General features: G+C 63.5%; 15 protein-coding genes. 4 read left to right on the top strand and 11 right to left on the bottom strand.

The genetic code is table 11. The features are described 5' to 3' along the window. Positions 1-8: 8 nt before the first annotated feature. Positions 9-545 (bottom strand): DUF3038 domain-containing protein, encoded by a 537-nt coding sequence (locus KR49_RS03845; RefSeq protein WP_043691815.1) that lies wholly within the window; start codon positions 543-545, stop codon positions 9-11. Between KR49_RS03845 and KR49_RS03840 the strand changes: the two genes are divergently transcribed. Beyond that, positions 544-1,107 carry an adenine phosphoribosyltransferase gene (locus KR49_RS03840; protein ID WP_052378155.1) on the top strand — a complete coding sequence of 188 codons (564 nt, stop codon included), beginning with the start codon at positions 544-546 and terminating at the stop codon, positions 1,105-1,107. The two genes, KR49_RS03845 and KR49_RS03840, sit on opposite strands and share 2 nt — an antisense overlap. Here KR49_RS03840 and KR49_RS03835 read toward each other — a convergent pair. The 5 genes from KR49_RS03835 to dapB form a co-directional block, all read right to left on the bottom strand. Next, on the bottom strand, positions 1,098-1,310 hold the full coding sequence (locus tag KR49_RS03835) for a DUF2949 domain-containing protein (RefSeq protein ID WP_043691812.1): 213 nt from the start codon (positions 1,308-1,310) through the stop codon (positions 1,098-1,100). The genes KR49_RS03840 and KR49_RS03835 overlap by 10 nt on opposite strands. 19 nt (positions 1,311-1,329) lie before the next feature. Beyond that, the gene (locus KR49_RS03830; protein WP_043691808.1) at positions 1,330-2,493 is read right to left on the bottom strand and encodes an FAD-dependent monooxygenase; all 1,164 of its coding nucleotides are present in this window, start codon (positions 2,491-2,493) and stop codon (positions 1,330-1,332) included. 39 nt (positions 2,494-2,532) lie between these two features. Further along, positions 2,533-2,781 carry a high light inducible protein gene (locus tag KR49_RS03825; RefSeq protein WP_043691805.1) on the bottom strand — a complete coding sequence of 83 codons (249 nt, stop codon included), beginning with the start codon at positions 2,779-2,781 and terminating at the stop codon, positions 2,533-2,535. Between the two features lie 64 nt (positions 2,782-2,845). Beyond that, the gene (locus KR49_RS03820) at positions 2,846-3,496 is read right to left on the bottom strand and encodes a hypothetical protein (RefSeq protein WP_043691802.1); all 651 of its coding nucleotides are present in this window, start codon (positions 3,494-3,496) and stop codon (positions 2,846-2,848) included. Between the two features lie 12 nt (positions 3,497-3,508). Further along, positions 3,509-4,342, bottom strand: a complete 834-nt coding sequence (dapB, locus tag KR49_RS03815) for a 4-hydroxy-tetrahydrodipicolinate reductase (RefSeq protein ID WP_043691800.1) — start codon at positions 4,340-4,342, stop codon at positions 3,509-3,511. Between the two features lie 116 nt (positions 4,343-4,458). Between dapB and KR49_RS03810 the strand changes: the two genes are divergently transcribed. Next, positions 4,459-8,469, top strand: a complete 4,011-nt coding sequence (locus KR49_RS03810) for a magnesium chelatase subunit H (RefSeq protein WP_043691797.1) — start codon at positions 4,459-4,461, stop codon at positions 8,467-8,469. Here KR49_RS03810 and KR49_RS03805 read toward each other — a convergent pair. Genes KR49_RS03805 through KR49_RS03790 form a run of 4 tightly spaced genes read right to left on the bottom strand, consistent with a single transcriptional unit; the run spans position 8,459 to position 11,242 of the window. Beyond that, complete coding sequence (locus KR49_RS03805) at positions 8,459-9,445, bottom strand: GlcNAc-transferase family protein (protein WP_043691794.1); 987 nt, start codon at positions 9,443-9,445, stop codon at positions 8,459-8,461. The genes KR49_RS03810 and KR49_RS03805 overlap by 11 nt on opposite strands. Next, entirely contained in the window at positions 9,438-10,319 is an 882-nt protein-coding gene (gene folP, locus KR49_RS03800; RefSeq protein WP_156957241.1) for a dihydropteroate synthase, read from the bottom strand. The genes KR49_RS03805 and folP overlap by 8 nt, the downstream gene beginning before the upstream one ends. After that, positions 10,282-11,013, bottom strand: a complete 732-nt coding sequence (gene tpiA / locus KR49_RS03795; RefSeq protein WP_043696700.1) for a triose-phosphate isomerase — start codon at positions 11,011-11,013, stop codon at positions 10,282-10,284. The genes folP and tpiA overlap by 38 nt, the downstream gene beginning before the upstream one ends. Before the next feature lie 31 nt (positions 11,014-11,044). After that, the gene (locus tag KR49_RS03790; RefSeq protein WP_043691788.1) at positions 11,045-11,242 is read right to left on the bottom strand and encodes an RNA-binding S4 domain-containing protein; all 198 of its coding nucleotides are present in this window, start codon (positions 11,240-11,242) and stop codon (positions 11,045-11,047) included. 40 nt (positions 11,243-11,282) lie between these two features. On the opposite strand from KR49_RS03790, the gene KR49_RS03785 reads away from it, so the two are divergent. Next, positions 11,283-13,028: an ABC transporter ATP-binding protein gene (locus tag KR49_RS03785; RefSeq protein WP_043691785.1), complete on the top strand. Its 1,746-nt coding sequence runs from the start codon at positions 11,283-11,285 to the stop codon at positions 13,026-13,028. 49 nt (positions 13,029-13,077) lie between these two features. Then, positions 13,078-13,317, top strand: coding sequence for a DUF6447 family protein (locus tag KR49_RS03780; RefSeq protein ID WP_043691783.1), 240 nt, complete (start codon positions 13,078-13,080; stop codon positions 13,315-13,317). A gap of 22 nt (positions 13,318-13,339) precedes the next feature. Here KR49_RS03780 and KR49_RS03775 read toward each other — a convergent pair whose 3' ends face one another. Continuing rightward, the gene (locus KR49_RS03775; protein WP_043696694.1) at positions 13,340-14,689 is read right to left on the bottom strand and encodes a sodium:alanine symporter family protein; all 1,350 of its coding nucleotides are present in this window, start codon (positions 14,687-14,689) and stop codon (positions 13,340-13,342) included. Between the last annotated feature and the right edge of the window lie 54 nt (positions 14,690-14,743).

The raw sequence follows: 14,743 nt of genomic DNA, 5'->3' as shown, positions 1-14,743 counted from the left end.
GCGGTGAGTCAGGGCGTCGGGTCGAGGAGGGTGGCCCGCAGGCGATCGATGCCACCGGGCCCGGCCACCAGCGCCAGTGTGCTGATCAGCTGACGGCGGATCGGCGCACCGGATTGCTTGTCGAGCAGCCGCAGAACGGCTCCCCGCCGGGGGTTCATGCGTTCCTCGATCAAGTCATCCAAGCGGGTTTCGAGCAGCTGCCATCGCTGGCGGGTGAGCTGCTCCGGCTCCCGGGAGGAGAGCAGCTGATGCAGCATCGGATAGATCCGTTCCGCCATGGCGCAGACCAGACAGATCAGAGACTCCGCATCCAGCGGTGCCAGCTGTTCCCGCCGTGTGGTGCGCCGCAGTGGGTTGTGACAACGCCGTTTCCAGAGTTCAACCCGGTTGGGAAACTGGGATTGCAGCCCCATCTGGTGGCTGGTCCAGAGCATGAACTCGCCGGCATTGAGGTCGAGAGCCTCGATGGTGAGCAGCAGCAGATCCAGTCGTTCCACACCACGTCGGCCGAGGCGGGCACCCTGGGGGGCAGAGGCATCAGTCATGGCTGCGATGATGCCAGGGGTTATGCCTCTGCGTCATCAGGCTTTGGATCTTCAGCCTTTCATTCGATCAATCCCTGATTTTCCCAAGCCAGGCATTCTGTTCAGGGACATCAATCCCCTGCTGAGCTCCCCCCAGGCCACGGCTGAAATGCTTCGCCGTCTCGGAGAGGTCTGCGACACCCTGCGTCCCGATCTGATCGTGGGAATCGAGGCCCGGGGGTTCATCATCGGTGCCCCGCTGGCTCAGCGTCAGTCCCTCGGGTTCGTGCCTGTGCGCAAACCGGGAAAACTTCCGGGCGGGGTGATCGGCATCGATTACAGCCTCGAATACGGCAGCGATCGCCTGGAGATTCAGGAGGACGCCCTCAACGGCAAGCCGAGGGTGCTGGTGGTGGATGATCTGCTGGCCACCGGTGGCACGGCATCGGCGGCAGGTGCCCTGGTGGACAAGGCCGGTGGCACGCTCTGCGGTTTCGCCTTCGTGATCGAGCTCGATGGACTCGGTGGTCGCGCGGCCCTGCCGCAGGGGCTGCCTGTGGAAGCCCTGCTCGTCTATTCCTGAGTGTTCTCCCAATCGAGCACCTGCTGAAACTGCTCGAGGCTGAGCAGACCGAAGCTCCAGAGCACGATCGGCAACGGTGCCTGCTCCAGTTCGGCCTGGCGCAGGCCGAGATTCAGGGCGTTGTCACTCAGCCCGAGCCGGCGCTGCAGAAAGTGGAGCAGCGCCTCCGATGGAAGCGGCTGAGGGTGACTGCAGACAACCATCACCCGACTCCGGTTCAGTTCAGTCTGGCAGGGGGCGTCCAACCCGCAGCGGGCCATCGGTCATGGCACTGAGGCAGAGGCGCCGAAGTGGGGAGCTGAGGGCCAGGCAGGGCAGAAGCAGCTGCCGGAAGGCCACCAGCAGGGGGTGACGGTTCGAGAATAGCCGCACGAGAGCATCCGTGGCCAGTCCCACCATCAGCAGATCCGGCCAGCGTCGACGGCTGTAACGGGCGGCGGTGCGTGGGCCGATGCCTTGGCTGGCCACAAGGTCCGTCAGCGTCTCGACATCGCGCCAGCAGAGATTCAGGCCCTGCCCCCCCACCGGATGGCAGCGGTGACCGGCCTCTCCCACGAGAACGGCCGGGCCGTGACGGAGGCTCCGGGCCAGCATCCAGGTCTGGGGGAAGGCGGCCGGTCGGTCAAGGAGCAGATCCGGTTCCACTCCTTCCGGCAGAACCGTGGCCAGGGCATCGAGGAACGCTCCATCGGCCAGGTCTGCGCGGTCGAGGCAGTGCTGCATCGGAGCACTCCAAACCACCTGATAGGAGCCATCGGCCATGGGAAGCACCGCCAGGGGGCCTTCCGGTCGGAACAGCTCGTAGGCCCCACCGGGTTCGACACCGCGCAGAACCACCTTCGCCGTCAGGCAGCCCTGCCGGTAACGGTGCTGAACCACGTCGATGCCCCAGGACTGTCTGGTGGGAGACGACGGACCATCCGCTGCGACGACGAACGCAGCTGGCTCCCTGGTCATTTGATCCTGATCTCGGCCCAGACCAAGGGTCACATGGGGCGACTTCTCCAGCCTGGCCAGAAGCAGCCGCATCAGCGGACGGTGGTCGAGGATCCAGCCGATGGCCTGGTGACGACGGTTCCTGCGGCGCAGATCCTGCTGGCCGAACAGCACACGACCACCGCTTCCCGCATCGCGCAGGTCCAGCCGGGTGAAGGGAACGAGAACATCGCCCAGGGATGTCCAGAGGTCCAGGCGCTGAAGTAGCCGCCGACTGGAGTGGGTGATGGCATAGGCCCGGCTGCGACTCTGCAGCTCCGGGGCCGTGAGGGGGTCTTCAAGCAAGACGCTCTGGCCTTGATGGGCCAGAGCCAGAGCGAGGAGAGATCCTGTGGGACCGGCTCCTCGAACATGAATGGACGGTGATGTGTCCGGGGGTGAGGCGACCATCAGCAGAGTGTGGCTGAGGTCACCCCTTCAGCGTGAGCCTCAGCCCAGACCCAGCAGACCGTGGGTGAAGGCTTCTCCGCCCAGGGCGATCTCGGTGGCGAGAAGGGCGATGAAGCCCAGCATGGCCATGCGGCCGTTCAGCTTCTCGGCACGCTCGTGAAAACCCCAGCCACGCTCTGCTTCCACCACTTCCATGCGGGGCTCGGAGGCGAAGGCATTCAGGCGACCGCCGTCTTCGGTGGTGACGGTGGCGCCGCGGATGACGGGAGCGGAAGGGGTCTGAGCCATGGTCGCCTGGGGTGTGATTGCAACGAAGTGTAAACCAGGTTTAAGAAATGTATTGCGATGGGGGTCAGCGGCGGGCCAGGCGCAGTTGGCACAGCTCCTCGAAGGCCGGTCTGAGCAGGAAGGGATAGTCGCCCACCCAGAGGCGCAGCCCTGGAATCCAGGCGTCACTCAGGGCGCTCACCCGAGAGAAATCCTTGCGATCACTCAGAACAAGGCAACGAACCACCGTGCCCTGGCGGATCACCTGATGTTTCTTGTCCATCGGAAAGGCCAGGCGTCCGAGGTAGCCGTCCTCGTCCTCCAGCTCCAGCAGCATCCAGGTGCGGCGGTTCTCCACCAGCTCCAGTTTCCCGCTGCTGTCGGCCTGCTCATGGCGGTTTTCGATGCGCTCGCGGGTGGTCACCTCGGCGACTTCGCCTTCAAACAGAGCTGCCGAGGGATACCGGCGAAGCGTGGCGTTGCGCTGGCCTGCCTGCACGATCGGCCCCCAGAGCACATAGAGAAGGAAGACCACCCCCGTCACCAGCCAGAACGGTCCCCAGCGACTGGCCATCTGGCTCTGGCTGATCAGCAGCGTGATCACGCCGCCGATGGCAGCCACCATCACCCGCTGCAGGATCTCGCGCGGCGAGCCCAGCGCGGCCCTGAACTGACTGCCGGTGGCCACCGCCGGAATCAGGCGCTGCAGCTCACCGGGGCGTAGGGGGATCAGCATGGGATGGGGCGATCAGATCAGTCGTTCGAGGCCGTAGACCAGGCTCTCGAGAGAGCGCACCCTGCGAACCGTCAGCAGCACTCCCGGCATGTAGGCGGAGCGATCGATGGTGTCGTGACGCAGGGTGTAAGTCTCACCCGGTGCGCCGAACATCACCTCCTGATGGGCCACGAGCCCGGGAAGACGCAGCGAGTGGAGTCTCAGGCCACTGTCGCGCCGACCGCCGCGGGATCCCTCCAGTGATTCGTGCTCATCCACCTCCGGTGGATTGAAGCTTTTGCCCAGCTCCTCCATCAGTTCAGCGGTCTTGATGCAGGTGCCGCTGGGAGCATCGGCCTTGCGGTTGTGGTGCAGTTCCGTGAGTTCCGCGTGGTCGTAGAAGCGTGCGGCTGCAGCGGCCGCCTGCTGCAGGAGCACCATGCCCACCGAGAAGTTGGGAATCACCGCCCCGCCGATCGAGGCCTTCGCGGAGAACTGGGTCAGATCATCCAGCTGCTGCGGGGACAACCCTGTGGTGCCGATCACCGGGTGAACGCCGTAGGCGATCGATGCACGCGTGTGGTCGTACACCACCGAGGGATGGGTGAAATCCACCAGCACGGCACCGGCCTCGGCCGCCCGCACCGACTGACTCACGGCGCAGAGGCATCCCTCGAAGTCGGCGGTGACCGCCACCTCCAGCTCACCGAGGCCGAGTTCCAGACCCACGTCACAGCCTTCCTTCCCTGGAGTGTTGTCGATCGCTCCCACCAGGGTGCAGTCCTCGGCTCCTTGCACGGCTCTGATCACCTCGGCCCCCATGCGTCCGAGGGCACCGGCCACGACAACGGGAATCAGGGCGGTCATCGCTGCGCTGCAAACATCCCAAAGCCTATGGGGCTGATGTTGTAACGCCGCACTGGAAATCGTCGCAACGGACCGTGCCTGAACGTAGGGTTCTTCACATTGCTCAAAGTGCGCAGATGTTCACGCAGGTCCGCTCCGCCGATCGTCGCGTTGCTCCTGTGGAGGGTCAGAACCACAAGTCCGTGATGAAGGCGGTGTATGTGGTGCTGGAGCCTCAGTATCAAAATGCGCTCACCCAGGCCGCCACGGCGCTGAACGACTCGGGGGGCGACCTCGGGATCGAACTGAGCGGCTATCTGATCGAGGAGCTGCGCGACGAGGACAATTACGCCGGTTTCTGCGCCGATGTGGCTGAGGCCGATGTCTTCATCGCCTCGCTGATCTTCATCGAGGATCTGGCCCAGAAAGTGGTGGAGGCCGTCGCCCCTCATCGGGATCGTCTGAAGGCGGCTGTGGTTTTCCCGTCGATGCCGGAGGTGATGCGCCTCAACAAGCTCGGCAGCTTCTCGATGGCCCAGCTGGGTCAGAGCAAGAGCGCCATCGCCGGTTTCATGAAAAAGCGGAAGGAAGCGGGTGGCGCCGGCTTTCAGGACGCCATGCTCAAACTGCTGAACACGCTTCCCACCGTTCTCAAATACCTGCCTGTCGAGAAGGCTCAGGACGCCCGCAGCTTCATGCTCAGCTTCCAGTACTGGCTGGGAGGAACGCCGGACAACCTGCGTAACTTCCTGCTGATGCTGGCGGACAAGTACGTCTTCCCTGCCGCTGAGGGTGAGGGGCGGCCTGCGATGGAGGTGGCCGAGCCTGAAGTCTTCCCTGATCTGGGCATCTGGCACCCTCTGGCCCCCTCGATGTTCGAGGACCTCAAGGAGTACCTCAACTGGACCTCCAGCCGCACGGATCTCAGCGACAAAGCACGCAAGGGCCCGGTGATCGGCCTGGTGCTGCAGCGCAGTCACATCGTCACCGGCGATGACGCCCACTACGTGGCCACCATTCAGGAGCTGGAGTTCCGCGGTGCCCGTGTGATTCCGATCTTCTGCGGGGGCCTGGATTTCTCCAAGCCGGTGAACGCCTTCTTCTATGACCCGCTCAACCCCGAGCAGCCACTGGTGGACGGAATCGTCTCCCTGACCGGCTTCGCTCTGGTGGGTGGTCCCGCCCGTCAGGACCACCCCAAGGCGATCGAATCACTGAAAAAGCTCAATCGCCCCTACATGGTGGCGTTGCCACTTGTCTTCCAGACCACCAAGGAATGGGAGGACAGCGACCTGGGTCTGCATCCCGTGCAGGTGGCTCTTCAGATCGCCATACCGGAGCTGGACGGTGCCATCGAGCCGATCGTGCTCTCCGGTCGTGATGACGCCACCGGCAAGGCGCACACCCTGCAGGACCGCGTCGATGCCATCGCCGAGCGCGCCATCCGCTGGTCATCCCTGCGGATCAAGCCCCGCACCGACAAGAAGCTGGCGATCACGGTCTTCAGTTTCCCCCCCGACAAGGGCAATGTCGGGACGGCGGCTTACCTCGACGTCTTCGGTTCCATCCACCGTGTGATGCAGGAGATGAAGGCCAAGGGGTACGACGTGCAGGATCTGCCGGCCACACCCAAGGCATTGCTGGAGGCGGTGATCAACGACCCCGAGGCGATGCAGGGAGCTCCGGAGCTGTCCATCGCCCATCGGATGAGCGTCGAGGAATACGAGCGTCTCACCCCGTATTCGGAGCGATTGGAGGAGAACTGGGGCAAGCCTCCGGGCAATCTCAACAGCGACGGGCAGAACCTGCTGGTGTTCGGCCGCCACTTCGGCAACGTGTTCGTCGGCGTGCAGCCCACCTTCGGTTACGAGGGTGATCCGATGCGTCTGCTGTATTCCCGCAGTGCCAGTCCTCATCATGGCTTTGCGGCCTACTACACCTATCTCGAGAAGATCTGGGGCGCCGATGCGGTGCTCCATTTCGGCACGCACGGTTCGCTGGAGTTCATGCCCGGCAAGCAGATGGGCATGAGCGAAACCTGCTACCCGGATTCGTTGATCGGCGCTCTGCCGAACCTTTACTACTACGCGGCCAACAACCCATCGGAGGCCACGATCGCCAAGCGCCGGGGCTATGCCTCCACCATCAGCTACCTGACGCCCCCGGCTGAAAACGCAGGGCTCTACAAAGGTCTGAAGGAACTGGGTGAGCTCGTCGGCTCCTATCAGCAGCTTCGCGAGGGCGGGCGCGGCATCCAGATCGTCAACACGATCGTGGAGACAGCCCGTCAGTGCAATCTCGATAAGGACGTCGAATTCCCTGAGGACGATGCGGCGTCCATGGATCTCGATGGACGTGATGCCCTCGTCGGTGCGGTGTACCGCCAGCTCATGGAGATCGAGAGTCGCCTGCTGCCCTGTGGTCTGCACACCATCGGCAAGCCGCCGACGGCGGAGGAAGCGATCGCCACGCTGGTGAACATCGCTGCCCTGGAACGCGAGGAAGATGGCCTGCGCTCTCTGCCCGGTCTGCTTGCCGAGGCGATGGGCCGGAGCATTGAAGAGGTCTACAGGGGGAATGACGAAGGCGTGCTCGCCGATGTTGAACTCAACCGCACGATCACCGAGACGTCCCGCGCCGCCGTTGGAGCGATGGTGCGATCCCTCACCGGCCGTGACGGTCGTGTGAGTCTGCGCAACAGCTTCGGCTGGTTCTACGACCTGCTCGCCAGGTTCGGCTTCCAGCTGCCCTCCCCCTGGCTGCGAGCCTGCTGCGGAGCCGGCTTCGTCCAGGTCGATGCCACGGAGCTCGACAAACTGTTCGGCTACCTGCGTTTCTGCCTCGACCAGATCTGTGCCGACATGGAGATGCAGAGCCTGCTCAAGGCACTCGATGGCGAATATGTGCTGCCCGGACCGGGTGGAGATCCGATCCGCAATCCAGGCGTGCTGCCCAGCGGCAAGAACATTCATGCCCTGGATCCGCAGGCCATTCCCACCCGTGCCGCCGTGGCTGCAGCCAAGGGCGTGGTGGACAAACTGATCGAACGCCAGCGTGAGGAGCAGGGCGCCTGGCCCGAGACCATCGCCTGCGTGCTCTGGGGAACCGACAACATCAAGACCTACGGCGAGTCGCTGGCTCAGATCCTCTGGTTCGTCGGTGTCAAACCGATGCCCGATTCCGTCGGTCGCGTCAACAAGCTTGAGCTGATCCCCCTCGAACAGCTCGGCCGCCCTCGGATCGACGTTGTCGTGAACTGCTCCGGCGTGTTCCGCGATCTGTTCATCAACCAGATGGCGTTGATCGACCAGGCCGTGAAAATGGCGGCTGAGGCCGATGAACCGCTGGAGCAGAACTTCGTTCGCAAGCACGCACTCGAGCAGGCTGAGAAAGAGGGCACCAGCCTGCGTGATGCCGCTTGCCGCGTGTTCTCGAATGCCAGCGGCAGCTACAGCTCCAACGTGAATCTGGCGGTTGAGAACAGCACCTGGGAAGAGGAGGGCGAACTGCAGGAGATGTACCTCTCCCGCAAGACCTTCGCCTTCAATGCCGACAACCCCGGCGAGATGAATCAGAAGCGGCAGGTGTTCGAGAGTGTGATGAAGACCGCCGATGTCACGTTCCAGAACCTGGATTCAGCGGAGATTTCGCTCACCGACGTGAGCCATTACTTCGATTCCGATCCCACCAAGCTGATCAAGGGGCTGCGAGACGACGGCAAGGAGCCCACCAGTTACATCGCCGACACCACGACAGCCAATGCTCAGGTGCGCTCCCTGAGCGAAACGATCCGCCTCGACTCCCGCACCAAACTGCTCAATCCGAAGTGGTACGAGGGCATGCTCGATTCCGGCTATGAGGGGGTGCGCGAGGTGGCCAAGCGTCTCAATTTCACCCTCGGCTGGAGTGCCACCAGCGGTGCTGTTGACAACTTCGTCTACGAGGAGGCCAACGAGACCTTCATCAACGATCCCGAGATGCGCAAGCGTCTGATGGAGCTCAATCCCAACAGCTTCCGCCGGATCGTGGGAACGCTTCTGGAGGTGAACGGTCGTGGCTACTGGGAGACTTCAGACGAGAACATCGAGCAGCTCCAGGAGCTTTACCAGGAAGTGGAGGACAGGATCGAGGGCGTTGTCACCGACTGAAGCGACCCTCTGATGCGCGCTCGCTGATGGTCCGGCCGGCGAAATCCACGCCGGCCCAGCGTTGATAGTCGTCCAGGCTTCTCTTGTCTCCAAGCCCGTAGCGATCAAGATCGTTGACGTCGTCAGGAGTCGGTCTCAGGCGATCCTGTGGAACGGTCTCAAGCGTTCCGAGCAAGGTATGCACCCGCACCAGGGAGCGCCGGTTCAGCAGAAACCAGTCGCTGTGGTCAGACCAGTGCGTCGCTGATGCGTCGTTTCCGTTGCTGCTGGATTTGTAGAGGTGAAAGAGCAGCAGCCGGTGAGGGCTGTACAGGTTGAAGCCATGGGTCCAGAGCCGTGCCGACATGGACACCTCTTCGCCGTAGAAGTACAGGCTGGGGTCGTAAGGCACCTCCGGCACGATGCAGCCTGGACCGAACAGGAAGCCGCCGGCCATGAAGGCATTGGCCAGAGGTGCCGCCGGCTGTTGCTCCGGCAGTTGATAGCGGCTGATGCCCTGGAACTTGAGGATGCCGAAGTCATCAAACCGGTGTGCCGCCATCACGGGCAGGGTGTTGAGCTGGAGGCTGCACGGCAGCTGGAAGCCGTTCGGATACACGCTCAGCACCGCCTTCGGATCCAGGCAGGCCTCCCATGTCTTCACCAGGTCGTCATCCCAGTTCTGCACAGCCCGCATGTGGCTGTCGATCTGCAGCAGAAAGTCCTCTCCCCCGTAGAGCTGCTGGGCCTGATGCCGCGCCCAGCAGGCCCCCCGGCTGTCTTCCGCCCTGAACGGAATCAGCGCCAGGCTGCAATCCTGCGGGAAGGCTGTGGCGTTCCAGGCTGCAGGATCGCTGTCCGCGAGCTGAAGGCAGATCCCGAAGCGCAGCCGCTCGGGTTGGGCGGCCCGTTCGATGAGGTTGTGCAGTGTCGCCGGCAGATCCGGATCTCTGTAAGCCGCGATCTGAACAAAGATGCTGGGCGACGGATCAGTCACGCGGTTCAGGCCAGGACCAGAGTGTGGCCGCCATGCGCAGGGTCTGGTGCATGGGTCCAACATCGTGCACGCGCAGCACGGCGACACCGGCCTGGCTGCAGCGGCAGGCCACCGCGGCTGTTCCCCAGATGCGGGCCTTCGGTTTCGGTTCATCGAGCACCGTTCCGATGAACCGCTTGCGGGATGGGCCCACCAGCAGTGGGATGCTTCCGCGGCTGAGCTGTTCCAGGCCCTTCAGCAGCTGCAGGTTCTGCTCGGCAGTTTTGGCAAATCCGAGGCCGGGATCCCAGATGATCTGATCCATGCGGATCCCGGCCTTGAGGGCTGTTTTGGTCCGCTCCTCCAGTCCCTCGCGAACCTCCTGGATCACATCGTCGTAGTCCGTGAGGCTGTCCATCGTGCGGCTGTTCCCCCGGCTGTGCATCAGCACCACCGGGCAGCCGGCTTCGGCGATCAACGGAAGCATTGCGGGATCGCGACGGCCTGCACTGATGTCATTCACCCAGTCGGCGCCTGCCTCCAGGGCTGCCTCCGCCACCGGTGCGAGAAAGGTGTCCACGGAGATCAGGGCATCCGGGAAGCGTTCGCGGATGCGACGGAGCGGGGGCAGCAGACGACGCAGTTCCTCATCAGCACCCACCTCGCTGGCTCCCGGACGGGTGCTCTGGGCACCGAGGTCGAGCACGTCGGCCCCCTGGCGCAGCTGAATGGCCGCCTGGGACACGGCCTGGTCGACCTGCAGAAAGCGACCGCCGTCGCTGAAGGAGTCGGGGGTGATGTTGATCACCCCCATCAGCGTGGTGCGCCTCCGCCAGCCCTCAGGCCAGGGGCGACGGTCAGGGCGTCTGGTAGTTGGCAATGCGGGCGAATCCATCCGGCTTGAGCGAGGCACCTCCGACCAGCACCCCGTCGATGTCACTCATCGCCATCAGCTCATCGATGTTGGCCGGTTTCACCGAACCGCCGTACTGGATGACCAGATCCATGGCACCCACCCAGCTGCGGATCAGCCCGCAGATGCGGTTCGCTTCCGATGCCTCACAGGTCTTGCCGGTGCCGATCGCCCAGATCGGTTCATAGGCCACCACCAGCCTGTTGGCGTCCAGGCCCTCGAGTCCCTGTTCGATCTGGCGACGGATCACCCGTTCAGCTTCCCCGCGTTCCCGCTGCTGATCGCTCTCGCCGACACAGACGATCGGGATCAGTCCGTTGGCCTGGGCGCACCGGGCCCTGTGGTTGATCTGCTCATCACTCTCACTGAAATACTTGCGCGGCTCGCTGTGGCCAACGATCGTGTAGTGCACCTTGTGCTCCAGCAGCATCTCGGCGGAGATCTCAGCTGTGAAGGCACCCTCGGCCTGCCAGTGCACATTCTGACTGGCCAGCTGCACCCGACTGCCGTCGGCGAGGCCTGCCATCGTTGAGATGGCTGTGAAGGGAGGAGCCAGCACCACATGGCGGTCGTCCGGTGTCGCTTCGATCAGCGGCAGGAACACACCCATGTAGTCCCTGGCCTGGGCACAGGTCATGTGCATCTTCCAGTTGCCGGCGATCACCCGTCTGCGCACGCCCAGATCCTCTGCAGAACTGCGGGCCAACTTACGGCGCGATCGTTGTGGCCTCCCCGACGACACCGTCCTCTCCGGCCAGGCTGACCCGGTCCCCCTCCGCCAGCTGGCGTCCACGGCGGGTCTCCACCGTGCCGTTGACGCTGACCTCGCCGTTCTGGATGCGCTGTTTCGCCTCTCCACCGGTGGAGACCCAGCCCTTCCACTTCAGGTACTGATCGAGCTTCATCGCCCACGGGCGTGTGTCACAACATTGATACTGTGCCCGGATGTTCACCCCCTCCCAGGCCGGATTCCGCCGGCTGCTGCCGCTGCTGCGTCCCCACCTGCGACAGCTCAGCTGGGGTGTGCTGTGCATGCTCATCTACGTGGGAAGTTTCCCGCTGCTGATCCGTCTGGCCGGTCAGTTGTTCCCAGCGCTTGGCTCAGGCGATCTCAACAGGGTTCTGGGGTTGATCGGACTGGCGCTGGTCATCTTCGCGGTGCAGAAGCTGGCCCAGTTCGGTCAGGATTCCCTGCTGGCCGGTCCTGCCCTTCAGGTGAGTCAGCGACTGCGCAGTGATCTGTTCCGCCGGTTGCAGACGGTGGAGCTCGGAGCGTTGGAGAAACTGTCGGCGGGTGATCTCACCTATCGGCTCACGGAGGATGCCGATCGGGTCAGTGAGGTTCTCTACAAGACCATTCACGACACCCTTCCCAGCCTGTTGCAGCTTCTGGCTGTTCTCGGCGTCATGCTCTGGCTCGACTGGAAGCTCACCACAGCGATCCTGCTGCTGGCACCGGTGATCGTGTGGCTGATCAGCCTCTTCGGGGCCCGGGTGATGGTGGCCACAGAACGCAGCCAGAAAAAGGTGAGCGAGCTGGCGGGTCTGCTGGGGGAGGCGATCGAAGGTCTGCCGCTGGTTCGGGCCTTCGCCGCCGAGAGCTGGCTTCAGGATCGCTTCGAAGGGGAGATCGACCAGCACCGTCAGGCCCGTCATCTCACCTACAGCCTGGTGGCGTTGCAGCATCCGGTCGTCGGCAGCATCGAGGTCGCGGGCCTGTTCGCCGTTCTGGCGATGGGAGCAGCCCGTATTCAGAGCGGGGATCTGGACATCAACGGTCTGAGCAGTTATCTGACGGGCCTCGTCGTGCTGATCGATCCGATCGCCCATGTCACCAACAACTTCAACGAATTTCAGCAGGGACAGGCTTCACTGCGGCGTCTTCGCCAGATCGAACAGGAACCACAGGAGCCCCCGGATCCGGTGAACGCCGTTTCCATCGGATGCCTGCAGGGAGATCTCAAGCTGGAGCAGGTGTCCTTTGGGTATGACCCCGCACAGCCTGTGCTGCGATCGGTTGATCTGAGTGTGCAGGCCGGAGAGGTGCTTGCGCTTGTCGGCCCCTCCGGAGCGGGCAAGAGCACCCTGTTCTCGCTTCTGCTGCGGTTCAACACCGTGCAGCAGGGGCGGATCCTCCTCGACGGTCATGACCTCAGCCGATTGCGGGCGCGGGATCTGCGCCGTCAGGTTGCGCTGGTTCCCCAGCGCACGACGGTGTTCTCCGGAAGCGTTGCCGAGGCGATCCGTTTCGGCCGGCCGGCCTCGGATGAGGACGTGGAGCAGGCCGCCAGGCTGGCCAATGCCGATGACTTCATCCGGGCCTTGCCTCACGGCTATGGCACTCAGCTGGAGGAACGCGGCAGCAATGTTTCGGGCGGTCAGTTGCAGCGGATTGCGATTGCCAGAGCCGTGCTCGGGAATCCATCCCTGCTGCTGCTGGATGAGGCCACCAGCGCTCTGGATGCAGAAGCCGAAGCAGCGGTGCAGCTTGGCTTGAAACAGGCGATGGCCGGCCGCACCGTGCTGGTGATCGCGCATCGTCTCGCCACGGTGCAGGAAGCGGACCAGATCGTGGTGCTGGAACAGGGACGGGTCGTCGATCGGGGCACGCACGATGCGCTGATGCAGCGCGGTGGTCGTTACCGGGATCTGTGCGAACGACAGTTCATCCGTGATCTGCAGAACGGCTGAACGCTCTTAAAGTCGGCATGCCGGATCCGATCACTCCCGGCAGCGACTGATGACTGACTCCGCAGCGAACAATCCCAACCCCGTGCTCACCTTCGAGGGCAAGCGATACGACCTCAACACCCTCCCTGATGATCTGAAGGAACTGGTGCGGGGCATGCAGGTGGCTGACGCCCAGCTGCGCATGCATGAGGACACCCTCAAGGTGCTGGCGGTGGGACGACAGAGCCTTGCGATGCAGCTGAATGAAAAGCTCCAGAACGTCACGCCTCTGCCAGAGGGTCAGGGTTGACCCTCTGGACATCCGCCTCTCCTCAGGACCTGAAGTTGTAGGACCTGGAGAGGCGGAACACCGTTCCGCTGAGCAGCAGCAGCGCCACAAGATTCGGGAGAGCCATCAGACCGTTGAGGGTGTCGGCGACACCCCAGAGAGCTCCTCCGGTTCCAGCCACGGACGCAAACACGACCATAGCGACCCAGAACAGACGGAAGGGCAGAACAGCCGCTTCGCCGAACAGATAACTCGTGCAGCGCTCTCCGTAGAAGCTCCAGCCGAGGATCGTGGTGAAGGCGAACACGATCAGTCCCACGGTGACAACGACGCCGCTGCCGGGGAGGCCGCTGTTGAAGGCCGTGATCGAAAGGGTCGCTCCGCTCAGCCGTTCACCGGCACTGTCCATCACCGTGTAGGCCTTGGTGGTGATGATCACCAGAGCTGTCATGGTGCAGATCACCAGGGTGTCGATGAAGGTGCCGAGCATGGCCACCGTTCCCTGACGGACGGGATCATCGGTCCGGGCCGCGGCATGGGCGATCGGAGCACTGCCCAGACCGGCTTCATTGGAGAAGATGCCTCGTTTGAAGCCCATCAGAACCACCTGCCCGAAGGCTCCGCCTGCGGCAGCTTCGCCGCTGAAGGCGTTGGTGAAGATCGTGCCAAGGGCATCAGGAATCGCACCGGCGTTGAGGGCCAGTACCACCAGGCAGGCTCCCACGTAGAGAACAGACATCAGCGGCACGATGGCTGAAGCGGCCTGGGCGATCCTGCGGATGCCTCCAATAACAACGGCGAAGACCAGCACGCCCAGGACGATGCCGGTGAGCAATCTCGGAACACCGGCGCTTTCCAGGGCAGAAGAGACTTCAAAGGCCTGGACGCCGTTGCCGATTCCGAATCCGGCCAGCATGCCGAACAGGGCGAACAGACCGGCCAACCAGCTCCATCGCTCACCAAGGCCGTTGCGGATGTAATACATCGGGCCGCCGACATGATTTCCCCGCTCATCGGTTTCACGGAACTGCACCGCCAGAACCGCTTCGGCGTATTTCGTGGCGATGCCGAAGACGGCGATCACCCACATCCAGAAGACCGCACCGGGTCCACCCACAGCGATGGCACCGGCAACACCCGCGATGTTTCCGGTGCCGATGGTCGCCGACAGCGACGTCATCAGGGCCTGGAACGGCGTGATCTCGCCCTCCTTGAGACCGGCCGCCGGTCGCAGCATCATGCGGACGCCGTAGAACAGCCGCTGCAGCGGCATGAACTGCAGACCCACCATCAGCACGATGCCGGTGAGAGCGATCAGCGTGACCGTTGGCGGCCCCCAGACGAATGAATTAATCGGGCTGTTGATGGCCTCAATGGCACCGTTCAATTCCATCACCACCAAAGCCGAAACGTTTGGAGATGGTGTCACAGCTGATCAGCTGCTGCA

Source organism: Synechococcus sp. KORDI-49 (assembly GCF_000737575.1).
Lineage (GTDB): Bacteria > Cyanobacteriota > Cyanobacteriia > PCC-6307 > Cyanobiaceae > Parasynechococcus.
The sequence above is the reverse complement of the archived record's forward strand: the minus strand, read 5'-3'. Positions and strand labels throughout refer to the sequence as shown.

Bases quoted from the DNA above. Each gene is read 5' to 3' on its own strand.
- KR49_RS03840 (WP_052378155.1), top strand. From the start codon at position 544: ATGGCTGCGATGATGCCAGGGGTTATGCCTCTGCGTCATCAGGCTTTG.
- KR49_RS03845 (WP_043691815.1), bottom strand. From the start codon at position 545: ATGACTGATGCCTCTGCCCCCCAGGGTGCCCGCCTCGGCCGACGTGGT.
- KR49_RS03835 (WP_043691812.1), bottom strand. From the start codon at position 1,310: ATGGTTGTCTGCAGTCACCCTCAGCCGCTTCCATCGGAGGCGCTGCTC.
- KR49_RS03830 (WP_043691808.1), bottom strand. From the start codon at position 2,493: ATGGTCGCCTCACCCCCGGACACATCACCGTCCATTCATGTTCGAGGA.
- KR49_RS03825 (WP_043691805.1), bottom strand. From the start codon at position 2,781: ATGGCTCAGACCCCTTCCGCTCCCGTCATCCGCGGCGCCACCGTCACC.
- KR49_RS03820 (WP_043691802.1), bottom strand. From the start codon at position 3,496: ATGCTGATCCCCCTACGCCCCGGTGAGCTGCAGCGCCTGATTCCGGCG.
- dapB (WP_043691800.1), bottom strand. From the start codon at position 4,342: ATGACCGCCCTGATTCCCGTTGTCGTGGCCGGTGCCCTCGGACGCATG.
- KR49_RS03810 (WP_043691797.1), top strand. From the start codon at position 4,459: ATGTTCACGCAGGTCCGCTCCGCCGATCGTCGCGTTGCTCCTGTGGAG.
- folP (WP_156957241.1), bottom strand. From the start codon at position 10,319: ATGGATTCGCCCGCATTGCCAACTACCAGACGCCCTGACCGTCGCCCC.
- KR49_RS03790 (WP_043691788.1), bottom strand. From the start codon at position 11,242: ATGAAGCTCGATCAGTACCTGAAGTGGAAGGGCTGGGTCTCCACCGGT.
- KR49_RS03785 (WP_043691785.1), top strand. From the start codon at position 11,283: ATGTTCACCCCCTCCCAGGCCGGATTCCGCCGGCTGCTGCCGCTGCTG.
- KR49_RS03780 (WP_043691783.1), top strand. From the start codon at position 13,078: ATGACTGACTCCGCAGCGAACAATCCCAACCCCGTGCTCACCTTCGAG.
- KR49_RS03775 (WP_043696694.1), bottom strand. From the start codon at position 14,689: ATGGAATTGAACGGTGCCATTGAGGCCATCAACAGCCCGATTAATTCA.